Source organism: Microbacterium xerophyticum (genome assembly GCF_053543555.1).
Map to the genome: position 1 here is coordinate 199,707 of NZ_JBLVOB010000007.1, position 13,787 is coordinate 213,493.

General features: G+C 68.0%; 17 protein-coding genes. 10 read left to right on the top strand and 7 right to left on the bottom strand.

Features of this window, described 5'->3' with window-relative positions; all coding sequences use genetic code 11:
- The first annotated feature begins 90 nt into the window (after positions 1-90).
- The 3 genes from ACNPNP_RS12450 to ACNPNP_RS12460 all read left to right on the top strand — a co-directional run bounded on the left by ACNPNP_RS12450 (position 91) and on the right by ACNPNP_RS12460 (position 1,892).
- The gene (locus ACNPNP_RS12450) at positions 91-855 is read left to right on the top strand and encodes a siderophore-interacting protein (protein ID WP_448966352.1); all 765 of its coding nucleotides are present in this window, start codon (positions 91-93) and stop codon (positions 853-855) included.
- 75 nt (positions 856-930) lie between these two features.
- Positions 931-1,425 carry a methylated-DNA--[protein]-cysteine S-methyltransferase gene (locus tag ACNPNP_RS12455; RefSeq protein WP_448966353.1) on the top strand — a complete coding sequence of 165 codons (495 nt, stop codon included), beginning with the start codon at positions 931-933 and terminating at the stop codon, positions 1,423-1,425.
- A 128-nt stretch (positions 1,426-1,553) separates the two neighbouring features.
- Positions 1,554-1,892, top strand: coding sequence for a VOC family protein (locus ACNPNP_RS12460; RefSeq protein WP_448966354.1), 339 nt, complete (start codon positions 1,554-1,556; stop codon positions 1,890-1,892).
- 30 nt (positions 1,893-1,922) lie between these two features.
- Here the strand turns inward: ACNPNP_RS12460 and sigJ are convergent, their stop codons facing one another.
- The gene (sigJ, locus tag ACNPNP_RS12465) at positions 1,923-2,804 is read right to left on the bottom strand and encodes an RNA polymerase sigma factor SigJ (RefSeq protein ID WP_448966355.1); all 882 of its coding nucleotides are present in this window, start codon (positions 2,802-2,804) and stop codon (positions 1,923-1,925) included.
- A 95-nt stretch (positions 2,805-2,899) separates the two neighbouring features.
- Here sigJ and ACNPNP_RS12470 point away from each other — a divergent pair, with 95 nt between their 5' ends.
- The 4 genes from ACNPNP_RS12470 to ACNPNP_RS12485 all read left to right on the top strand — a co-directional run bounded on the left by ACNPNP_RS12470 (position 2,900) and on the right by ACNPNP_RS12485 (position 6,099).
- Positions 2,900-3,346 (top strand): hypothetical protein, encoded by a 447-nt coding sequence (locus ACNPNP_RS12470; protein WP_448966356.1) that lies wholly within the window; start codon positions 2,900-2,902, stop codon positions 3,344-3,346.
- Positions 3,343-4,083 carry an SDR family oxidoreductase gene (locus ACNPNP_RS12475; protein ID WP_448966357.1) on the top strand — a complete coding sequence of 247 codons (741 nt, stop codon included), beginning with the start codon at positions 3,343-3,345 and terminating at the stop codon, positions 4,081-4,083. Before ACNPNP_RS12470 ends, ACNPNP_RS12475 begins: the two co-directional genes overlap by 4 nt.
- 218 nt (positions 4,084-4,301) lie before the next feature.
- Positions 4,302-5,087, top strand: a complete 786-nt coding sequence (gene erm / locus ACNPNP_RS12480) for a 23S ribosomal RNA methyltransferase Erm (protein WP_448966358.1) — start codon at positions 4,302-4,304, stop codon at positions 5,085-5,087.
- Positions 5,088-5,091: 4 nt separating this feature from the next.
- Complete coding sequence (locus ACNPNP_RS12485; protein ID WP_448966359.1) at positions 5,092-6,099, top strand: FUSC family protein; 1,008 nt, start codon at positions 5,092-5,094, stop codon at positions 6,097-6,099.
- 48 nt (positions 6,100-6,147) lie between these two features.
- Here the strand turns inward: ACNPNP_RS12485 and ACNPNP_RS12490 are convergent, their stop codons facing one another.
- The gene (locus ACNPNP_RS12490) at positions 6,148-6,714 is read right to left on the bottom strand and encodes a VanZ family protein (protein ID WP_448966360.1); all 567 of its coding nucleotides are present in this window, start codon (positions 6,712-6,714) and stop codon (positions 6,148-6,150) included.
- A complete protein-coding gene (locus tag ACNPNP_RS12495; protein WP_448966361.1) occupies positions 6,714-7,679 on the bottom strand; it encodes a LysR family transcriptional regulator in 966 nt (321 codons plus the stop codon). The genes ACNPNP_RS12490 and ACNPNP_RS12495 overlap by 1 nt, the downstream gene beginning before the upstream one ends.
- Positions 7,680-7,749: 70 nt before the next feature.
- Here ACNPNP_RS12495 and ACNPNP_RS12500 point away from each other — a divergent pair, with 70 nt between their 5' ends.
- Positions 7,750-9,480, top strand: a complete 1,731-nt coding sequence (locus ACNPNP_RS12500) for an L-aspartate oxidase (protein WP_448966362.1) — start codon at positions 7,750-7,752, stop codon at positions 9,478-9,480.
- Positions 9,481-9,560: 80 nt separating this feature from the next.
- Positions 9,561-9,995 carry a VOC family protein gene (locus tag ACNPNP_RS12505; protein ID WP_448966363.1) on the top strand — a complete coding sequence of 145 codons (435 nt, stop codon included), beginning with the start codon at positions 9,561-9,563 and terminating at the stop codon, positions 9,993-9,995.
- 21 nt (positions 9,996-10,016) lie between these two features.
- Here ACNPNP_RS12505 and ACNPNP_RS12510 read toward each other — a convergent pair whose 3' ends face one another.
- The 3 genes from ACNPNP_RS12510 to ACNPNP_RS12520 all read right to left on the bottom strand — a co-directional run bounded on the left by ACNPNP_RS12510 (position 10,017) and on the right by ACNPNP_RS12520 (position 11,775).
- Positions 10,017-10,403: a VOC family protein gene (locus tag ACNPNP_RS12510; protein WP_448966364.1), complete on the bottom strand. Its 387-nt coding sequence runs from the start codon at positions 10,401-10,403 to the stop codon at positions 10,017-10,019.
- A gap of 170 nt (positions 10,404-10,573) precedes the next feature.
- Positions 10,574-10,966 (bottom strand): DUF4345 domain-containing protein, encoded by a 393-nt coding sequence (locus ACNPNP_RS12515; protein ID WP_448966365.1) that lies wholly within the window; start codon positions 10,964-10,966, stop codon positions 10,574-10,576.
- Positions 10,963-11,775, bottom strand: coding sequence for an NAD(P)H-binding protein (locus ACNPNP_RS12520; RefSeq protein WP_448966366.1), 813 nt, complete (start codon positions 11,773-11,775; stop codon positions 10,963-10,965). The genes ACNPNP_RS12515 and ACNPNP_RS12520 overlap by 4 nt, the downstream gene beginning before the upstream one ends.
- A 148-nt stretch (positions 11,776-11,923) precedes the next feature.
- On the opposite strand from ACNPNP_RS12520, the gene ACNPNP_RS12525 reads away from it, so the two are divergent.
- The gene (locus ACNPNP_RS12525; RefSeq protein ID WP_448966367.1) at positions 11,924-12,898 is read left to right on the top strand and encodes an AraC family transcriptional regulator; all 975 of its coding nucleotides are present in this window, start codon (positions 11,924-11,926) and stop codon (positions 12,896-12,898) included.
- Between the two features lie 68 nt (positions 12,899-12,966).
- Here the strand turns inward: ACNPNP_RS12525 and ACNPNP_RS12530 are convergent, their stop codons facing one another.
- The gene (locus ACNPNP_RS12530) at positions 12,967-13,611 is read right to left on the bottom strand and encodes a UdgX family uracil-DNA binding protein (RefSeq protein WP_448966368.1); all 645 of its coding nucleotides are present in this window, start codon (positions 13,609-13,611) and stop codon (positions 12,967-12,969) included.
- Positions 13,612-13,787 lie beyond the last annotated feature (176 nt).

The window sequence follows — 13,787 nt, forward strand, 5'->3', positions numbered from 1 at the left end:
AATCTCCTTGCTGTGGGGTCGAGGAATCGGCAAACAGGCAAATCGAGTTAGGGTGCCCTTACCTGCCTCAAGGTAGGTTAGCCTAACTTTATGACGTCGTCGATTCCGCCCTTCTCCATCGACCGTCGGATGAACGAATTGCGGTTCCGCACCGTCATCCTCGCCGCACGGGAGCACCTGGCTCCGAACTACGTGCGCGTGCGCCTGGAGGGCGACGACCTGAGAGGGTTCGACTCCCCCGGCGCAGATGACCACATGCGACTGTTCTTCCCGGCGGAGATGCCAGACACGGTCGAGGAGCTGCGCAGCGCACCCAGCCGCGAGTACACCCCCCTGTCGTGGGGCGAGAACTGGCTCGATGTCGAGTTCGCCCTGCACGGCGACGAGGGCGTTGCGGCACGATGGGCTGCAAGCGCGCCGATCGGTTCGCGGATCAGCGTCGGCGGACCACGCGGATCGGCTGTGCTGCAGGGAAGGCCCGACTCCTGGCTGCTGGTCGGCGACGAGACGGCTATCCCCGCGATCCGGCGTTTCGCAGGACTCATCGACGATGTGCCGGCCCGAATCGCCATCGAGGTACGCGGCTCCGACGACGAGATCGAGATCAGCGCGCCGGTCGCGGTCGAGTGGATCCATCGCGGTGATGCGCCGGCCGGCTCGGCGCTGATCGCATTCCTCGAAGGGCTCACCGAATCGGATGCCGCGGGCCCCGACCCGTTCGTCTTCATCGCCGCCGAGCAGCAGATCGTCAAGCCCGGGCGGGCTCTGCTCGAGCGCTGGGGTGTCGATACGGACCACCCCATCGTCAAGGGGTATTGGAAGCGGGGCGAGGTCGAGTACCACGCCCCGCATTGACCCGCAGAATCTCCCACCCGTCGATGGGCCTCGGAACTTGCCGGCGTGTCCGCAGGTGCGACTAACGTCGGGGATATGTCATCGTCCGGCACGATCGAATCGCCCGTCGGGCGGCTCACCGTCTTCAGCGACGGCGACTCCATCACACGTGTGGCGTGGCTGTCTGCACCGCCGCGCGAGAGCGGGTCCGCGGACGATCCGGTTCTGGTCGAGGCGTTGCGGCAATTGCACGCCTACTTCGATGGCCGGCTGACCCGCTTCGATGTCCCCTTCGACCTCGGGCGCCAGACCGACGTCACGCATGCGGTGCTGACCGCGTTGGCGGAGACGGTCGATCACGGCGAGTCGGTCACGTACGGTGAGCTCGCGGCGAGGAGCGGCACCAGCATCCCCGCTCGCGGTGTCGGAGCAGTCATGGGTGCGAACCCCGTGCCGATCATCGTTCCCTGTCACCGCGTCGTCGCCAGCGACGGGCTCGGCGGTTACTCCGGCGGCGACAGCGGCCAGGGCCTTGTGACCAAGCGCTGGCTGCTCGAGTTCGAGGGCGCGCTTCCTACGGCACTGTTCTGAGCGAGACTCGGCCGCCATCCTCTCGCGTGTTCTCGCGGTGATCGGTGAGACTGGGCAGATGCTCGTGTTCGATCATCTCGGAATCACTGTCGACGACCTCCCCCGCCATCTCGCAGTTCGATCCGGTGATGGTCGGTCTGGGATTCACCAGGGTCGATGCGGACGGCTCCGTGTCGTGGCAGCGAGATGACGAACCCGAACTGATCCTGTTCCCCGCCCGCGAGTCCGAGGCGGGGCCGCACCGGCATGGCCGCGTCGGATGGCAGCACCTCGCGTTCGCCGTCGGCACTCGGGACGAGGTCGATCAGCTGCACGCGACAGCGCTGGCAGCAGGGTGGACGGCCGTTCGCGATCCGAAGCTCTATCCGCGATTCAGTGAGCGGTACTACGCATCGTTCGTGGAGGACGACAGCGGCATCCGGATCGAGTTCATGCACAATCCGCCGCGGGAGCCGGCCGCCGACTGATCCGCGGTAGGCGGGCGCGGTCGAGCGGGCTCAGCGCCAGAGGGTGAGCTTGTCAGGGTTGCGGACGATGTAGACGTCTGTGATCCGGTCCCCCGTCACGTCCACGGAGATGACCGAATCGGCGCGCCCGTCGATCGTGACGAGGAAAGCCAGCCCCTCGGGGGTGAGCGTCGGCTCGGTGATCGCTGTGGGCTTCAGGCGCGGGAGGCCGAGCAGGAATCGCGCGACGCGAGCCGCGCCGACGACGGGCCGGATGGCGGCAGAGACCTTCCCGCCGCCGTCCGAGCGCAGCACCACGTTCGGATCCAGAACGGCGATCAGCGCGGAGAGCTCCCCTGTCATCGTCGCTGCGGCGAAGGCACGGGCGACCGCGTCGTGCTGTTCTCTGGACGCGGCACCGGCACGGCGCTCCCTGATGCGTCGGCGCGCCTGGGACGCGAGCTGGCGGGTGGCATCCGGAGTCCTTCCCACCGTCTCGGCGATCTCGGTGAACGGCATGGCGAACACGTCGTGCAGCACGAACGCGACGCGCTCGGCAGGCGTGAGCGATTCGAGCACGACCATCAGGGCGACGCCGACGGACTCGTCCAGGGTCACATGCTCCAGCGGATCGACGGGCACGGCGGCTGCGATGGCGGACTCGCCAGGAAGAGGCTCCGGCAACCACTCCCCGACGTAGCGCTCTCGGCGGGCGCGGGCGGATCCCAGCATGTCGAGGCAGATGCGGCTCGCGACACGGGTGAGCCAGGCGGCGGGATTCTCGATCAGCGCGCGATCGGCATCCGACTGCCGGTACCAACGGACGTACGTCTCCTGCACGGCGTCCTCCGCATCGGCGACCGTGCCGAGCATGCGGTACGCGAGAGCGAGCAGCCTGCGCCGCTCCTGCTCCAGTTCGTCGACCTCGTCCATCCGTCACATCCTTCCTCAGAGTCGACGATGTGACGAACAGAAATGTGACGTGCGCCTCACATTCCGATCGGCCGTGTCGTCGAAATGGTATGAGCATGACCCTCAGACGCATCCTGCTGGGCACGACCGCAGCCGTCGGCATCTTCGTGGGGCTGTGGGCGGCGCTATGGCCCGCGACCTTCTATTCCGCATTCCCCGGACTCGGTCGGGTATGGATCGCCGTCGACGGACCGTACAACGAGCATCTGATCCGAGACGTCGGTGCGCTGTACCTTGCACTCGCCGCTGCGAGCATCGCTGCCGCGTTCGCACGACGGCCTGAACCCGGCCGCGTCGTCGGCGTCGCATGGACGGTGTTCGGGCTGCCGCACCTGATCTACCACGCGATGCAGTTCGGCGGGATGCCGCTCATCGACGTGATCGGCAACATCATCGGGCTCGGGGGGAGCCTTCTGCTGGGGATCGTGCTGATGCTTCCCGGCCCCGCGGGGGCGCGTTCGCGTGCTGAGAGGATCGAGAACATGAAGGAGGACGCACGATGAGGATCGCCGTCGCAGGAGGAACAGGTGTCGTCGGAGGACCGACGGTCGAGGCGGTGCGAAACGGCGGGCATGAGGCCGTGGTGCTCACTCGCTTGCGGGGAGTCGACCTCCTCAGCGGAAAGGGGCTGGCAGCGGCGCTCACTGGTGTCGACGCCGTGATCGACACGTCGAACGTGACGACCATGAGCGCACAGGATTCGATCGAGTTCTTCACCACCGCGAGCGGCAACCTCATCAGTGCCGCGGAGGACGCCGGCGTCGGACACATCGTCCTGCTGTCGATCGTCGGGATAGATCGGATGCCTCACGACTACTACGCGGGCAAGGTCGCTCAGGAGAAAGTGCTCGAGACGTCACGGGTGCCCTGGACGATCCAGCGCGCGACGCAGTTCCACGAGTTCGCCGGCCAGATCTTCGAGCGCGCGAAGGTCGGCCCGCTGCACATCGCGCCGCGGGCGCGCACGCAGCCGATCGCCGCACGCGACGTCGGTGCGCGTCTCGCCGCCCTCGCTTCCGGAGATCCGCAGGGTCGCGCGCAGGACATCGCCGGTCCGCGCGAGGAGGCGCTCGACGCGATGATCAAGGACTTCGCACGCAAGACAGGACACCGCGGGTGGATCCCGTCCGTCAACCTCCCCACCGCGCAGATGAAGGGGATGCGCGCGGGTTCCGCGCTGCCCGCAACCGATGCGCTGCTCGTCGGGCCGACCTTCCAGCAGTGGCTCGCGGCGCGCTGAAGCGCCCCATAGACTGTCGGTCATGGGTTTGATAAACGCTTGCGCGTCGTTCGACGCGCGCTGCTTCACGTTCCGCGACCGCCGCGCCTGACGGCGCGTTGATGGTCGGATAACGCCACTGCGCGTCGTCGTTCCGGATGTCCTGCACCCGGAGGCGCGTTCGCTGTGCCCTCGCACGCCCGCCGCCGGGTGCTCCTTCCTCACGACTGGAGCGCACCTTGCGACCTCGATCCCATACCGGTGGCCGACACGAACTCGGCCAGAACTTCCTCACCCACCGTCCGACTCTCCAACGACTCACTGCTCTCACCGCCGCCACCGAGGGTGCGATCCTCGAGATCGGCGCCGGCGACGGCGCCTTGACCCGGCACCTGTCTCGGTTGGGCAGGGATCTGCGCGCGATCGACATCGACGCGCGGCGCGTCGATCGGCTGCGCGCCGGCATCGACGGCGCGAGCATCCATCACGCCGATGCCATGCTCGAGCCGTTGGATCGACCGGTGATCGTCGGAAACCTCCCCTTCCATCTGACGACGCCGCTGCTGCGCCGCCTGCTGTCGGCCACCCGATGGCAGCACGCGATCCTGCTCACGCAGTGGGAGGTCGCGCGCAAGCGCGCCGGTGTGGGAGGCGCGACAATGATGACCGCACAGGCCGGGCCCTGGTACGAGTTCCGGCTGCACGAGCGTGTTCCCGCCCGGCACTTCCGCCCCATGCCGGCGGTCGACGGCGGCATCCTCTCGATCGAACGCCGTGCGGCGCCGCTTCTGCCGTATCGTGATCGACGGCGGTTCGAACGCTTCGTCGGCGCGGTGTTCCGAAGCCGCGGCAACGGCATCCGGCAGATCCTCCGAGGTGACCGGCATCCCGCGACGGTCGTCGATCGGGCACTGAGCTCGGCAGGGATCGCGCGCACAGCACTGCCGCGGGACCTCACATCCGAGCAATGGGCGCGACTGTGGAGGCTCCTTGATGGGGGCAGCCGAACGTCGGGAGGACAATAGAGATGTGAGTCTCTTCGCCTTCGGCCCGTCACCAGGACCTCGATGGCAACTGGGGCTTCAGGCCGCGCTCGCATTCGCCGTGCCCATCACCCTCATGACGGTGCTCGGACAACCCGTCCTCGGGTTCATCGCGGCCTCCGGCGCCTTCACCGTGCTGTTCGCGGGATTCTCGCCCGTGGTCGATCGCGCCAGAGTACTGCCGTTCGTCGGCGCCGGGCTGATCGTCAGTGCCGCGCTCGGCGTGCTCGTCGCCCACGAGGCGTGGCTGGTCAGCGTCGGCGTCATCGTCGTCGCCGTCATCAGCGCGGCACTGGCGTTCGGGTTCCGACTGGGCCCGCCCGGTCCGTTGTTCTTCGTGCTGGTGTTCGGATTGTCCGCGCATGTGATCGCCACGACCCCTGTCGCCCCGCTCGTCTACGTCGCGGCCTTCGCCGCAGGCGTCGCCTTCTCCTACCTGGTCGCGCTCACACCTCTGCTGCTGCCGCGGGTGCGAGCGAGACGAGCGCGGCCGCTGCGCGAGCTGCTCCCCGGGCCGGCGCTGGATGCGGACGCGCGGATGCTGCTGCTGCGCGTCGTCATCGTCTCGGTGCTCGGGGTGCTGCTCGCCACGATCGTGGATCCCGGCCGCAGCTATTGGATCGTCGGCGCGGCGGTCGCCGTGATCGGCGTGGCAGCAGCCCGCAGGGCGGCGTTCCAACGCGGGCTGCACCGGATGCTGGGCACCGTCATCGGCGTCGGCGCGTATGCCCTGCTGGCGCTGCTGCACCCGTCGGGGCTGTGGCTGGCGCTGCTGCTCGGCGCACTGCAGTTCACGATCGAACTGGTGGTGATCCGCAACTACGCCCTCGCGCTGGTGTTCATCACGCCGCTCGTACTGCTCCTCACAGGCGCGGCGACCGGCGAGATCGGATCGATGGACGTCGCAGTGGAACGGGTCATCGACACCCTCGTCGGCGCGGCGCTGGGCGCAGCATCCGGTGTTCTGCACCCCCGGGCGGACAAGCCCGCCTGAGCGGATGCCGTCACCCGACGGCGAGCTTGATCAGCAACGCCTCCTCGGTCATCTGCTGGACGCCGCCGACTCGATACCGGCCGCGGGCGGCGGCGGCGCGAATCGCAGCGGCGACAGCACGAAGAGCATCACCAGTACAGCGAGAACGACCGTGACGATGATGCATGCACGCACCATCAGGCCGACGGCCCCGCTTCCCTTCGCTCGCCGCATCAGCGTCAGCACACCGATGCCGAGCAGACCACCCGTGGTGTTCGCGATGAGGTCGGTGATGTCCGAGCTGCCGAGGGCCAGCGCGTACTGGAGAGCCTCCAGCGCGAGGCTCACGCCGAGGATCGCCATCGCAGCCCTCCCCCATCGCATCGCCGGCGCGAGCAGGCCGAGGTACGCGCCGAGCGGCACGAACAGCAGAACGTTCACGGCGATCTCAAGGGGAGCACTCGCCCCGGCATCTCCGTTCGCGACGAACGGCACGACCTTGATGACACGCAGAGAGCCGTCGCCGATGTGCGGGACCTCGAGCTTCCAGAGGATGATCCAGCCGAGCAGGAGGAGGTAGACGGCGAACATCGCGGGCAGCAGTATGCGCGACGGCCCGGCCGATGATCGCGTCATCATCGGCCTGCTGCCCCGGAGCCACCGCCCGTCATCCCGGCGACCAGCGCCATCGTCGCGGGATCGCGCTCGACGAGCTCGCGTGCCGTGGCGGCGATGACGCGGCGCATCGCGGAGGCGGCACGAGTGGGATTGACGTCCGAGCGGTGCGCGAGGCCGATCGTGCGGATCAGCCTCGGCTCGATCAGCCGCACAGAGCGCAGAGTGGGTCTGTCCAGCAGCACCATCGCCGGCACCACGGCCACGCCGAGGCCCCGCTCCACGAAGCGCAGCACGGCATCCATCTCCGCCCCCTCGACCACGGGGGTGGGTGCGAGGCCGGCCGCGCGGAACGCGGAATCCGTCACCGCACGCAGATCGTAGCTCTCGGCGAAGAACACGAGCGGCAGGCGTGAGAGAGCCTCGAGATCGATACCCTCCTCCGCGACGGGTGCATGCTCGGCGGACGACACCACCACCAGTTCCTCCGTGAGCAGCGGAGTGCGCACCAGCGCCGAGCCCGAGACCGGGAGCGCGTCCGACAGCGTGATGAGCGCCATGTCGACGGTGCCAGCGGCGAGCTGCTCGATCAGGACGTTCGACCCCGCCTCCGTGAGCAGCAGCTCGACACCTGGATGCGCGGAATGGAATGCGGCCATCGCCTCGGCGACCAGGCTGATGCAGAGGGTCGGCGTCGCGCCCAGGCGCACGCGTCCCCGCTGGAGCCCCGCGAGCTCCCCCATCTCCGCACGGATGGTGTCAGCATCCGCCAGCATCCGTCGCGCACGAGGGAGCAGCGTCTCACCCGCGTCGGTGAGCGTGATGTTGCCACGAGCACGATGGAAGAGCTCGGCGCCCAGCTCGACCTCGAGCGACGAGATCTGGCGGCTCAGTGACGGCTGCGCGAGGTGCAGCTTCGCTGCGGCCTGTGTGAAGTGTCCGAGATCGGCGACTTCGACGAAGCCGCGCAACTGCTCCAGGTTCATGCTTTCACGCTATCAGGACAAGTAAAACAATGCATTGGAGTTATCGACCTGAAGTTCTTAGCGTGGACGCATGAGCACTCGCGAACGACAGATCTCCACCACCGTCCTCGTCATCGGCACCGGCGGATCCGGCCTGAGGGCCGCGATCGAGGTGGCAGAACGCGGCGTGGACGTGCTGGCTGTCGGTAAACGCCCTCGCGGCGACGCGCACACCGCACTCGCGGCCGGCGGCATCAACGCCGCCCCCGCGACGATGGACGCCGACGACACCTGGCAGCAGCACGCCGCCGACACGATCAAGGAGAGCTACCTGCTCGCGAACCCGCACACCGTCGAGGTCGTGACGCGGGGCGCGGAGCGCGGCATCGGGGACCTCGAACGATGGGGCATGGACTTCGCGCGCGAGGACGACGGGCGCATCTCTCAGCGCTTCTTCGGAGCGCACACCTTCCGTCGCACGGCCTTCGCCGGCGACTACACCGGGCTCGAGATCCAGCGCACCCTCGTGCGGCGGGCCGAGCAGCTCGACGTGCCCATCCTCGACGGCATCTACATCACGCGCATCCTCGTGAAGGACAACGTCGTGTTCGGTGCATACGGCTTCGATCAGAGCGACGGCACGCGCTACCTCATCCACGCGGATGCCGTGATCCTCGCCGCGGGAGGGCACACCCGCATCTGGCGCCGCACCTCGTCACGACGCGACGAGAACACCGGCGACGCGTTCCGGCTGGCCGTCGACGCCGGCGCGCGCCTGCGCGATCCGGAACTCGTGCAGTTCCATCCGTCCGGGATCATCGAGCCCGAGAGCGCGGCGGGCACCCTCATCTCGGAGGCCGCCCGCGGAGAGGGCGGCATCCTGCGCAACGCCCTCGGCGAGCGCTTCATGGCGAAGTACGACCCCGAACGGATGGAGCTCTCCACGCGCGACCGCGTCGCGCTGGCCGCGTACACCGAGATCAAGGAGGGTCGCGGCACCGAGAACGGCGGCGTGTGGCTCGACGTCTCGCACCTGCCCCGCGAGACGATCATGACCCGGCTGCCCCGCGTCTACCAGACGATGATGGAGCTGCAGATGCTCGACATCACGACCGACCCGATCGAGATCGCCCCGACAGCGCACTACTCGATGGGCGGCGTGTGGGTGCGTCCTGAAGATCACGGCACCGACGTCGACGGGCTCTACGCGATCGGCGAGGCGTCGAGCGGGTTGCACGGTGCGAACCGCCTCGGCGGCAACTCCCTGATCGAGCTGCTCGTGTACGGGCGCATCGTCGGTCAGGCGGCGATCGCGCACGCCTCATCGCTGGATGCACAGCGGAGATCTCCTGAGGCCATCGCGCAGGCGCGGGCCGAGATCGATGACCTGCTGGCGTCGGACGGACGGGAGAACGTGCGCGCACTGCAGCGCGCGATCCGCAACACCATGACCGAGCACGCCGGTGTGGTGCGCTCCGCGGAAGGGTTGCGCGCCGGCCTCGCCGACATCGATCTGATCGAGGGCCGAATGGAGGACCTCGGCATCCATCCCGACATCGCGGGGTTCCAGGACCTCGCGCACGCCTTCGACCTCAAGGGCTCGGCTGTCGCTGCGCGCGCCACGCTCGAAGCAGCACTGGAGCGCCGCGAGACCCGAGGAGCCCACAACCGCAGCGACTTCCCGGACGAGGATCCGACGTTGCAGGTGAACCTCGTCTGGTCGCCGGCGACCGGCGTGACGCGCGAGGAGATCCCTCCGGTACCCGCCGAGATCCAGGACCTGATGCGCGAGGTGTCGTCCGAGGGCAAGCTCGTGGAGTGACCGGCGCCGAGAAGCATTGAGTATCGGCGGCACGCGACGCACACTGGTTGCATCCACGCATTTCATACGAAGGAGCGATCGTGCCGAACCTCAACCCTTATCTGTCCTTCCGCGACTCCGCCCGTGAGGCGATGGAGTTCTACCAAGGCGTCCTCGGCGGAGATCTCGCCGTCAGCACGTTCGGCGACATGCCCGACAGCGGGACCGCCGCAGGCGAGGAGAGCCTCGTGATGCACGCGCAACTGAACGCTCCGGGCGGGCTCGTGCTCATGGCGTCGGACACCCCCACCGGTATGGAGTACGAGACGCCGCAGGGGATCTCGGTTTCGCTCAGCGGCGGCTCAGTGGACACCGACTACCTGCACCGCGCATGGGACGGTCTCGTCGCCGGCGGGACCGCCACGATACCGCTGGGTGAAGCCCCGTGGGGTGGCGAGTTCGGCATGCTCGTCGACCGCTTCGGCATCTCGTGGATGGTCGCGATCGAGGACTCGTTCGCGTCGTCGTCCGAGTGAGCCGATCAGAGGCGGGTCACGTCAGTCGGACAGGACCGAGAGGATGTTGCCCGCCGGGTCCTTGAACCAGGCGATGTCCGGTCCGCGCCCGGCGGCCTTGCCGCGCACTATGCCCTTGTCGTCCTGGCCCATCCCCTCGTACCGCTCCAGGCTCACCCCCTTGGAGACGAGCTCGTCGACGACCGCGTCGATGTCGGCGACGGGGAAGTTGAGGATGGTGAAGGTCGCGGGCTCGTGGTCGTCCTTCGGATAGATCAGCACCGCACCGCCCTTCGGCAGTTGCACGGAGATCAGCCCGCCCATGCCCTCATCTTTGACGGTGAGGCCGAGTACGTCCTGGTAGAAGCGGCGTGAGGCCTCGATGTCGCTCGACGACATGCCACTGAATGCATCGGAATTCTCGAACATCTCTGCTCCTTCTATGAGTCACGGTCGGTTTCCGCGTGCAGCGTCAACGATTCCACTGCACAGGCACGCTGTCCACGGGTGTACGCGAAAGGGGCCCCATCCGAGCGGATGCGGCCTTTTCGCCGGTGGATCAGCTGATCTTCTTGCGGTAGATCGCGATGGCGCGTGCGTCACTCCCGCGGTCGCCGCCGTACCGCTACCCAGGCGCACGCGACCCCGAACACCGCTTCCACAGCGCCCGCCCCGACGATCGACGCGACGGGGATGCCGTCGACAAGAAGCGACACGACGCGTCCAACGGCGAAGCCGATGCCGACGAGCGCGCCGATGAGCGCGGCGGAGAAGCTCCAGTCACGCCAGATCGCACCTGCTGCGACCGCAAGGCCCAGCAGCGTCAGCGCGGCTCCCACTGCGCGCAACTCATTGGACAGGTTCTCCCCCGTCACACGTATCTCGTAGGAGACGTAGAACACCGAGGGCGCGATCAGTCCACCGAGTCCGATGATCACGACGATGAGCGCGGTGATGCCGAGGATCACCCGTTCCGGGACGCGGGCGCTCACGGGGTACGCGCCGCCGCAGATACGACGCCGCGGAGTGAGCGTGGTTCGCGCCCGAGCGCGCGCTGCACGCCGTCCGCGACGCTCTCGTTGCGCCCGTCGAACACCTCGCGGCACAGATCGGTCAGCAAGTCAGCAGAATCAGCGTCGAGGGCCTCGGTCATCGCGGCACGGAAGTCCTCGAGGGAGAGCGGGACATAGACGACGGCATGCCCCCGTGCGTCGCTCAGTATCCGAGCCGCCTCGTCGAAGGTCAGCAGTTCGGGGCCGGTCACCTCGTAGACCTCACCCGCGTGGCCGGTGCCGGTGAGAGCGGCCACCGCGACATCCGCGAGGTCGTCGACGTCGATGAACGGCTCACGCGCCTGCCCGGCCGCGAGTGGGATGACGCCCGCCTGCACTCCGGGAGCGAGCATGCCTTCCGTGAAGTTCTGGCTGAACCACGAGGCTCGCACGATGGTCGCGTCGATCCCGGAGCCGAGCACGATGTCCTCCGCCACTCGGGCTCCCTCTTCTCCTCGGCCCGAGAGCAGCACGATCCGCGTGACGCCCGAAGCGCGGGCGGCATCGACCAGGCGTGCGATCACGGCATCCGCTCCGGGAGCCGCCAGGTCCGGCACATATGCGACGTACAGACGGCGGACGCCGGCGAGCGCCTGCGCCCACGTCTCCGGGACCGTCCAGTCGAACGTGATCGCGGTACTGCGCGCGAGTCGTCGAACAGCGTGGCCGTCACGTTCCAGCCGGTCGGCGATCCGGGAACCGGTCGTGCCGGTCGCGCCTATCACTCCGATGAGCTCCTCGGTTGTCATGATGTCCTCTCCGTCGCCGTGACGATCACGGTGACCAGGTCCACTCTCTAGTCGCGGTTGCAGACGAACAATGCTCAAACGGTGCTGATCCTGTGCAGATACTCCAACAGTTCGGACCATCGGCATCCGCGCACAGGATCATGGACGTATGGCAAATCCACGCGGTGCCATCGCACCTATCGATGCGATCGGCAAATCTCTGCACATGCTGCGCCTGACGGGCGCGCTGTACTGTCGCGCGGACGCCGCCGCCCCGTGGGGCGTCGACTTCCCCGCGCTCCCGGGGTATCTGGCGATGCCGATCGTTCTATCGGGAAGTTGCATCCTCGACCTCGACGATGAGGAGTACGAACTCACGCCAGGGCGGGCCGCTCTGCTGAGCCGCGGTCGCGAGCACCGTCTCGTCAGCGGACGCGGTGTGCAGACCGTCCCGCTCTTCGATCTCCCGTTCGAGAAGATCGGCGACCGGTACGAACGGATGTGGATCGACGGGACGGGCGAACCCACACGAATCGCCTACGCAGCGCTGTATGCCGACGATGCCCTCACCCGCCGAGTCATCGCCGAGCTTCCGGACGTGATCGTCGTCGACAGCTGGGACGACGACGATGCGCAAGTCTTCGCGGACGTCCTGCGACTTCTCGCGCGCGAGGCGACGTCGACCCGACCGGGCGGCGAGACCGTCATGACCCGACTCGCGGACGTGCTCGTGATCCAGATCCTCCGCTGGTGGTTGCAGCAGACGCCGGCGGCGACGACCGGATGGTTGGCCGCGCTGCAAGACCGACACGTAGGGCAGGCACTCGCCCGCATCCACGCCGATCCGGCCCACGAGTGGACGATTGCCGAACTCGCCGCGACGGCGCGCATGTCACGCTCCGCGTTCGCTGAGCGATTCTCCACCTTGGTAGGCACCCCGCCGGCCGGATACCTGGCGGCCTGGCGCCTCGATCAGGCGCACTCCGAGCTGCAGCGTAGCGACCTGCCAGTGTCGGAGATCGGGTCGCGCGTCGGATACCGCTCGGATGCCGCCTTCAGTCGCGCCTTCAAGAGGCACCACGGCATCACGCCAGGCCAGGTTCGACGCATTCGGCCCACCGAGTCGGATGCACTTCAGCGGTGACGCGGGGTGCGGACAATGTTGCGATCAGCGCAGCCTGCGCGGGCAAGCTCGTGGAGTGACGGTCAGCGTCAGTGAGCGACGAGGTCAGCAGCGACGCGCAGATCCTCGACGAAGGCATCGAAGGCGGTCTCGCGATCGGCGGAGTCTCGGATGCGGAGGATGCTCGACGGATGCGTCGTGACGACCACCGGCGACAGGAACCCGGGCGGAGGCTCAAGGACCGTTCCCCTCTCCTCGCCGATCTTGACCGGTCGCCCGAGCACGGCTCGCGCGGCCGTCGCACCTAGAGCGACGATCACCTCGGGTTGCACGGCATCCGCCTCCGCTTCGAGCCAGGGGTGGCAGGCGACGATGTGCCCGACAGCCGGCTTTTCGTGAATGCGCCGCTTGCCCCGCCGTTCGAATCGGAAGTGCTTGACGGCATTGGTCATGTAGAGGTCGTCCTGGTCGAGGTGCGCCGCATCTACGGCATCCGCCAGCACTCGTCCGGCTGGGCCGACGAACGGCTCCCCTGCCAGGTCTTCACGGTCGCCGGGCTGCTCGCCGACGAGCATCATCGATGCCGCTGACGACCCCTTCGAGAACACCACCTGCGTCGCAGGCTGCCAGAGTTCGCAGCCGCGGCACTCCTGCGCAGCGTGCCGCAGCTCGTCGATGTCGTCGCCGGCCGGAACCCACCGCTGCGCTCCGGGACGCTCCTCGTCTCGCTCCATTCGCACACGCTACGTCCGGGTGCCGCCGGATGCACCCCCCTTGCGCGGACCGGCCGTGCGGGTCAGTCCGACAGGACGGGGGATGTTGCCCGCTGGAACCTTGAACCACGCGATGTCGGGGCCACGTCGGGCGACCTTGCCACGCAAGTGCACGGAGAAGGGGGGGGGGCCCCCCC

Coding starts and splice junctions, on each gene's coding strand:
- ACNPNP_RS12450 (WP_448966352.1), top strand. CDS start 91: ATGACGTCGTCGATTCCGCCCTTCTCCATCGACCGTCGGATGAACGAA.
- ACNPNP_RS12455 (WP_448966353.1), top strand. CDS start 931: ATGTCATCGTCCGGCACGATCGAATCGCCCGTCGGGCGGCTCACCGTC.
- ACNPNP_RS12460 (WP_448966354.1), top strand. CDS start 1,554: ATGGTCGGTCTGGGATTCACCAGGGTCGATGCGGACGGCTCCGTGTCG.
- sigJ (WP_448966355.1), bottom strand. CDS start 2,804: ATGGACGAGGTCGACGAACTGGAGCAGGAGCGGCGCAGGCTGCTCGCT.
- ACNPNP_RS12470 (WP_448966356.1), top strand. CDS start 2,900: ATGACCCTCAGACGCATCCTGCTGGGCACGACCGCAGCCGTCGGCATC.
- ACNPNP_RS12475 (WP_448966357.1), top strand. CDS start 3,343: ATGAGGATCGCCGTCGCAGGAGGAACAGGTGTCGTCGGAGGACCGACG.
- ACNPNP_RS12490 (WP_448966360.1), bottom strand. CDS start 6,714: ATGACGCGATCATCGGCCGGGCCGTCGCGCATACTGCTGCCCGCGATG.
- ACNPNP_RS12495 (WP_448966361.1), bottom strand. CDS start 7,679: ATGAACCTGGAGCAGTTGCGCGGCTTCGTCGAAGTCGCCGATCTCGGA.
- ACNPNP_RS12500 (WP_448966362.1), top strand. CDS start 7,750: ATGAGCACTCGCGAACGACAGATCTCCACCACCGTCCTCGTCATCGGC.
- ACNPNP_RS12510 (WP_448966364.1), bottom strand. CDS start 10,403: ATGTTCGAGAATTCCGATGCATTCAGTGGCATGTCGTCGAGCGACATC.
- ACNPNP_RS12520 (WP_448966366.1), bottom strand. CDS start 11,775: ATGACAACCGAGGAGCTCATCGGAGTGATAGGCGCGACCGGCACGACC.
- ACNPNP_RS12525 (WP_448966367.1), top strand. CDS start 11,924: ATGGCAAATCCACGCGGTGCCATCGCACCTATCGATGCGATCGGCAAA.
- ACNPNP_RS12530 (WP_448966368.1), bottom strand. CDS start 13,611: ATGGAGCGAGACGAGGAGCGTCCCGGAGCGCAGCGGTGGGTTCCGGCC.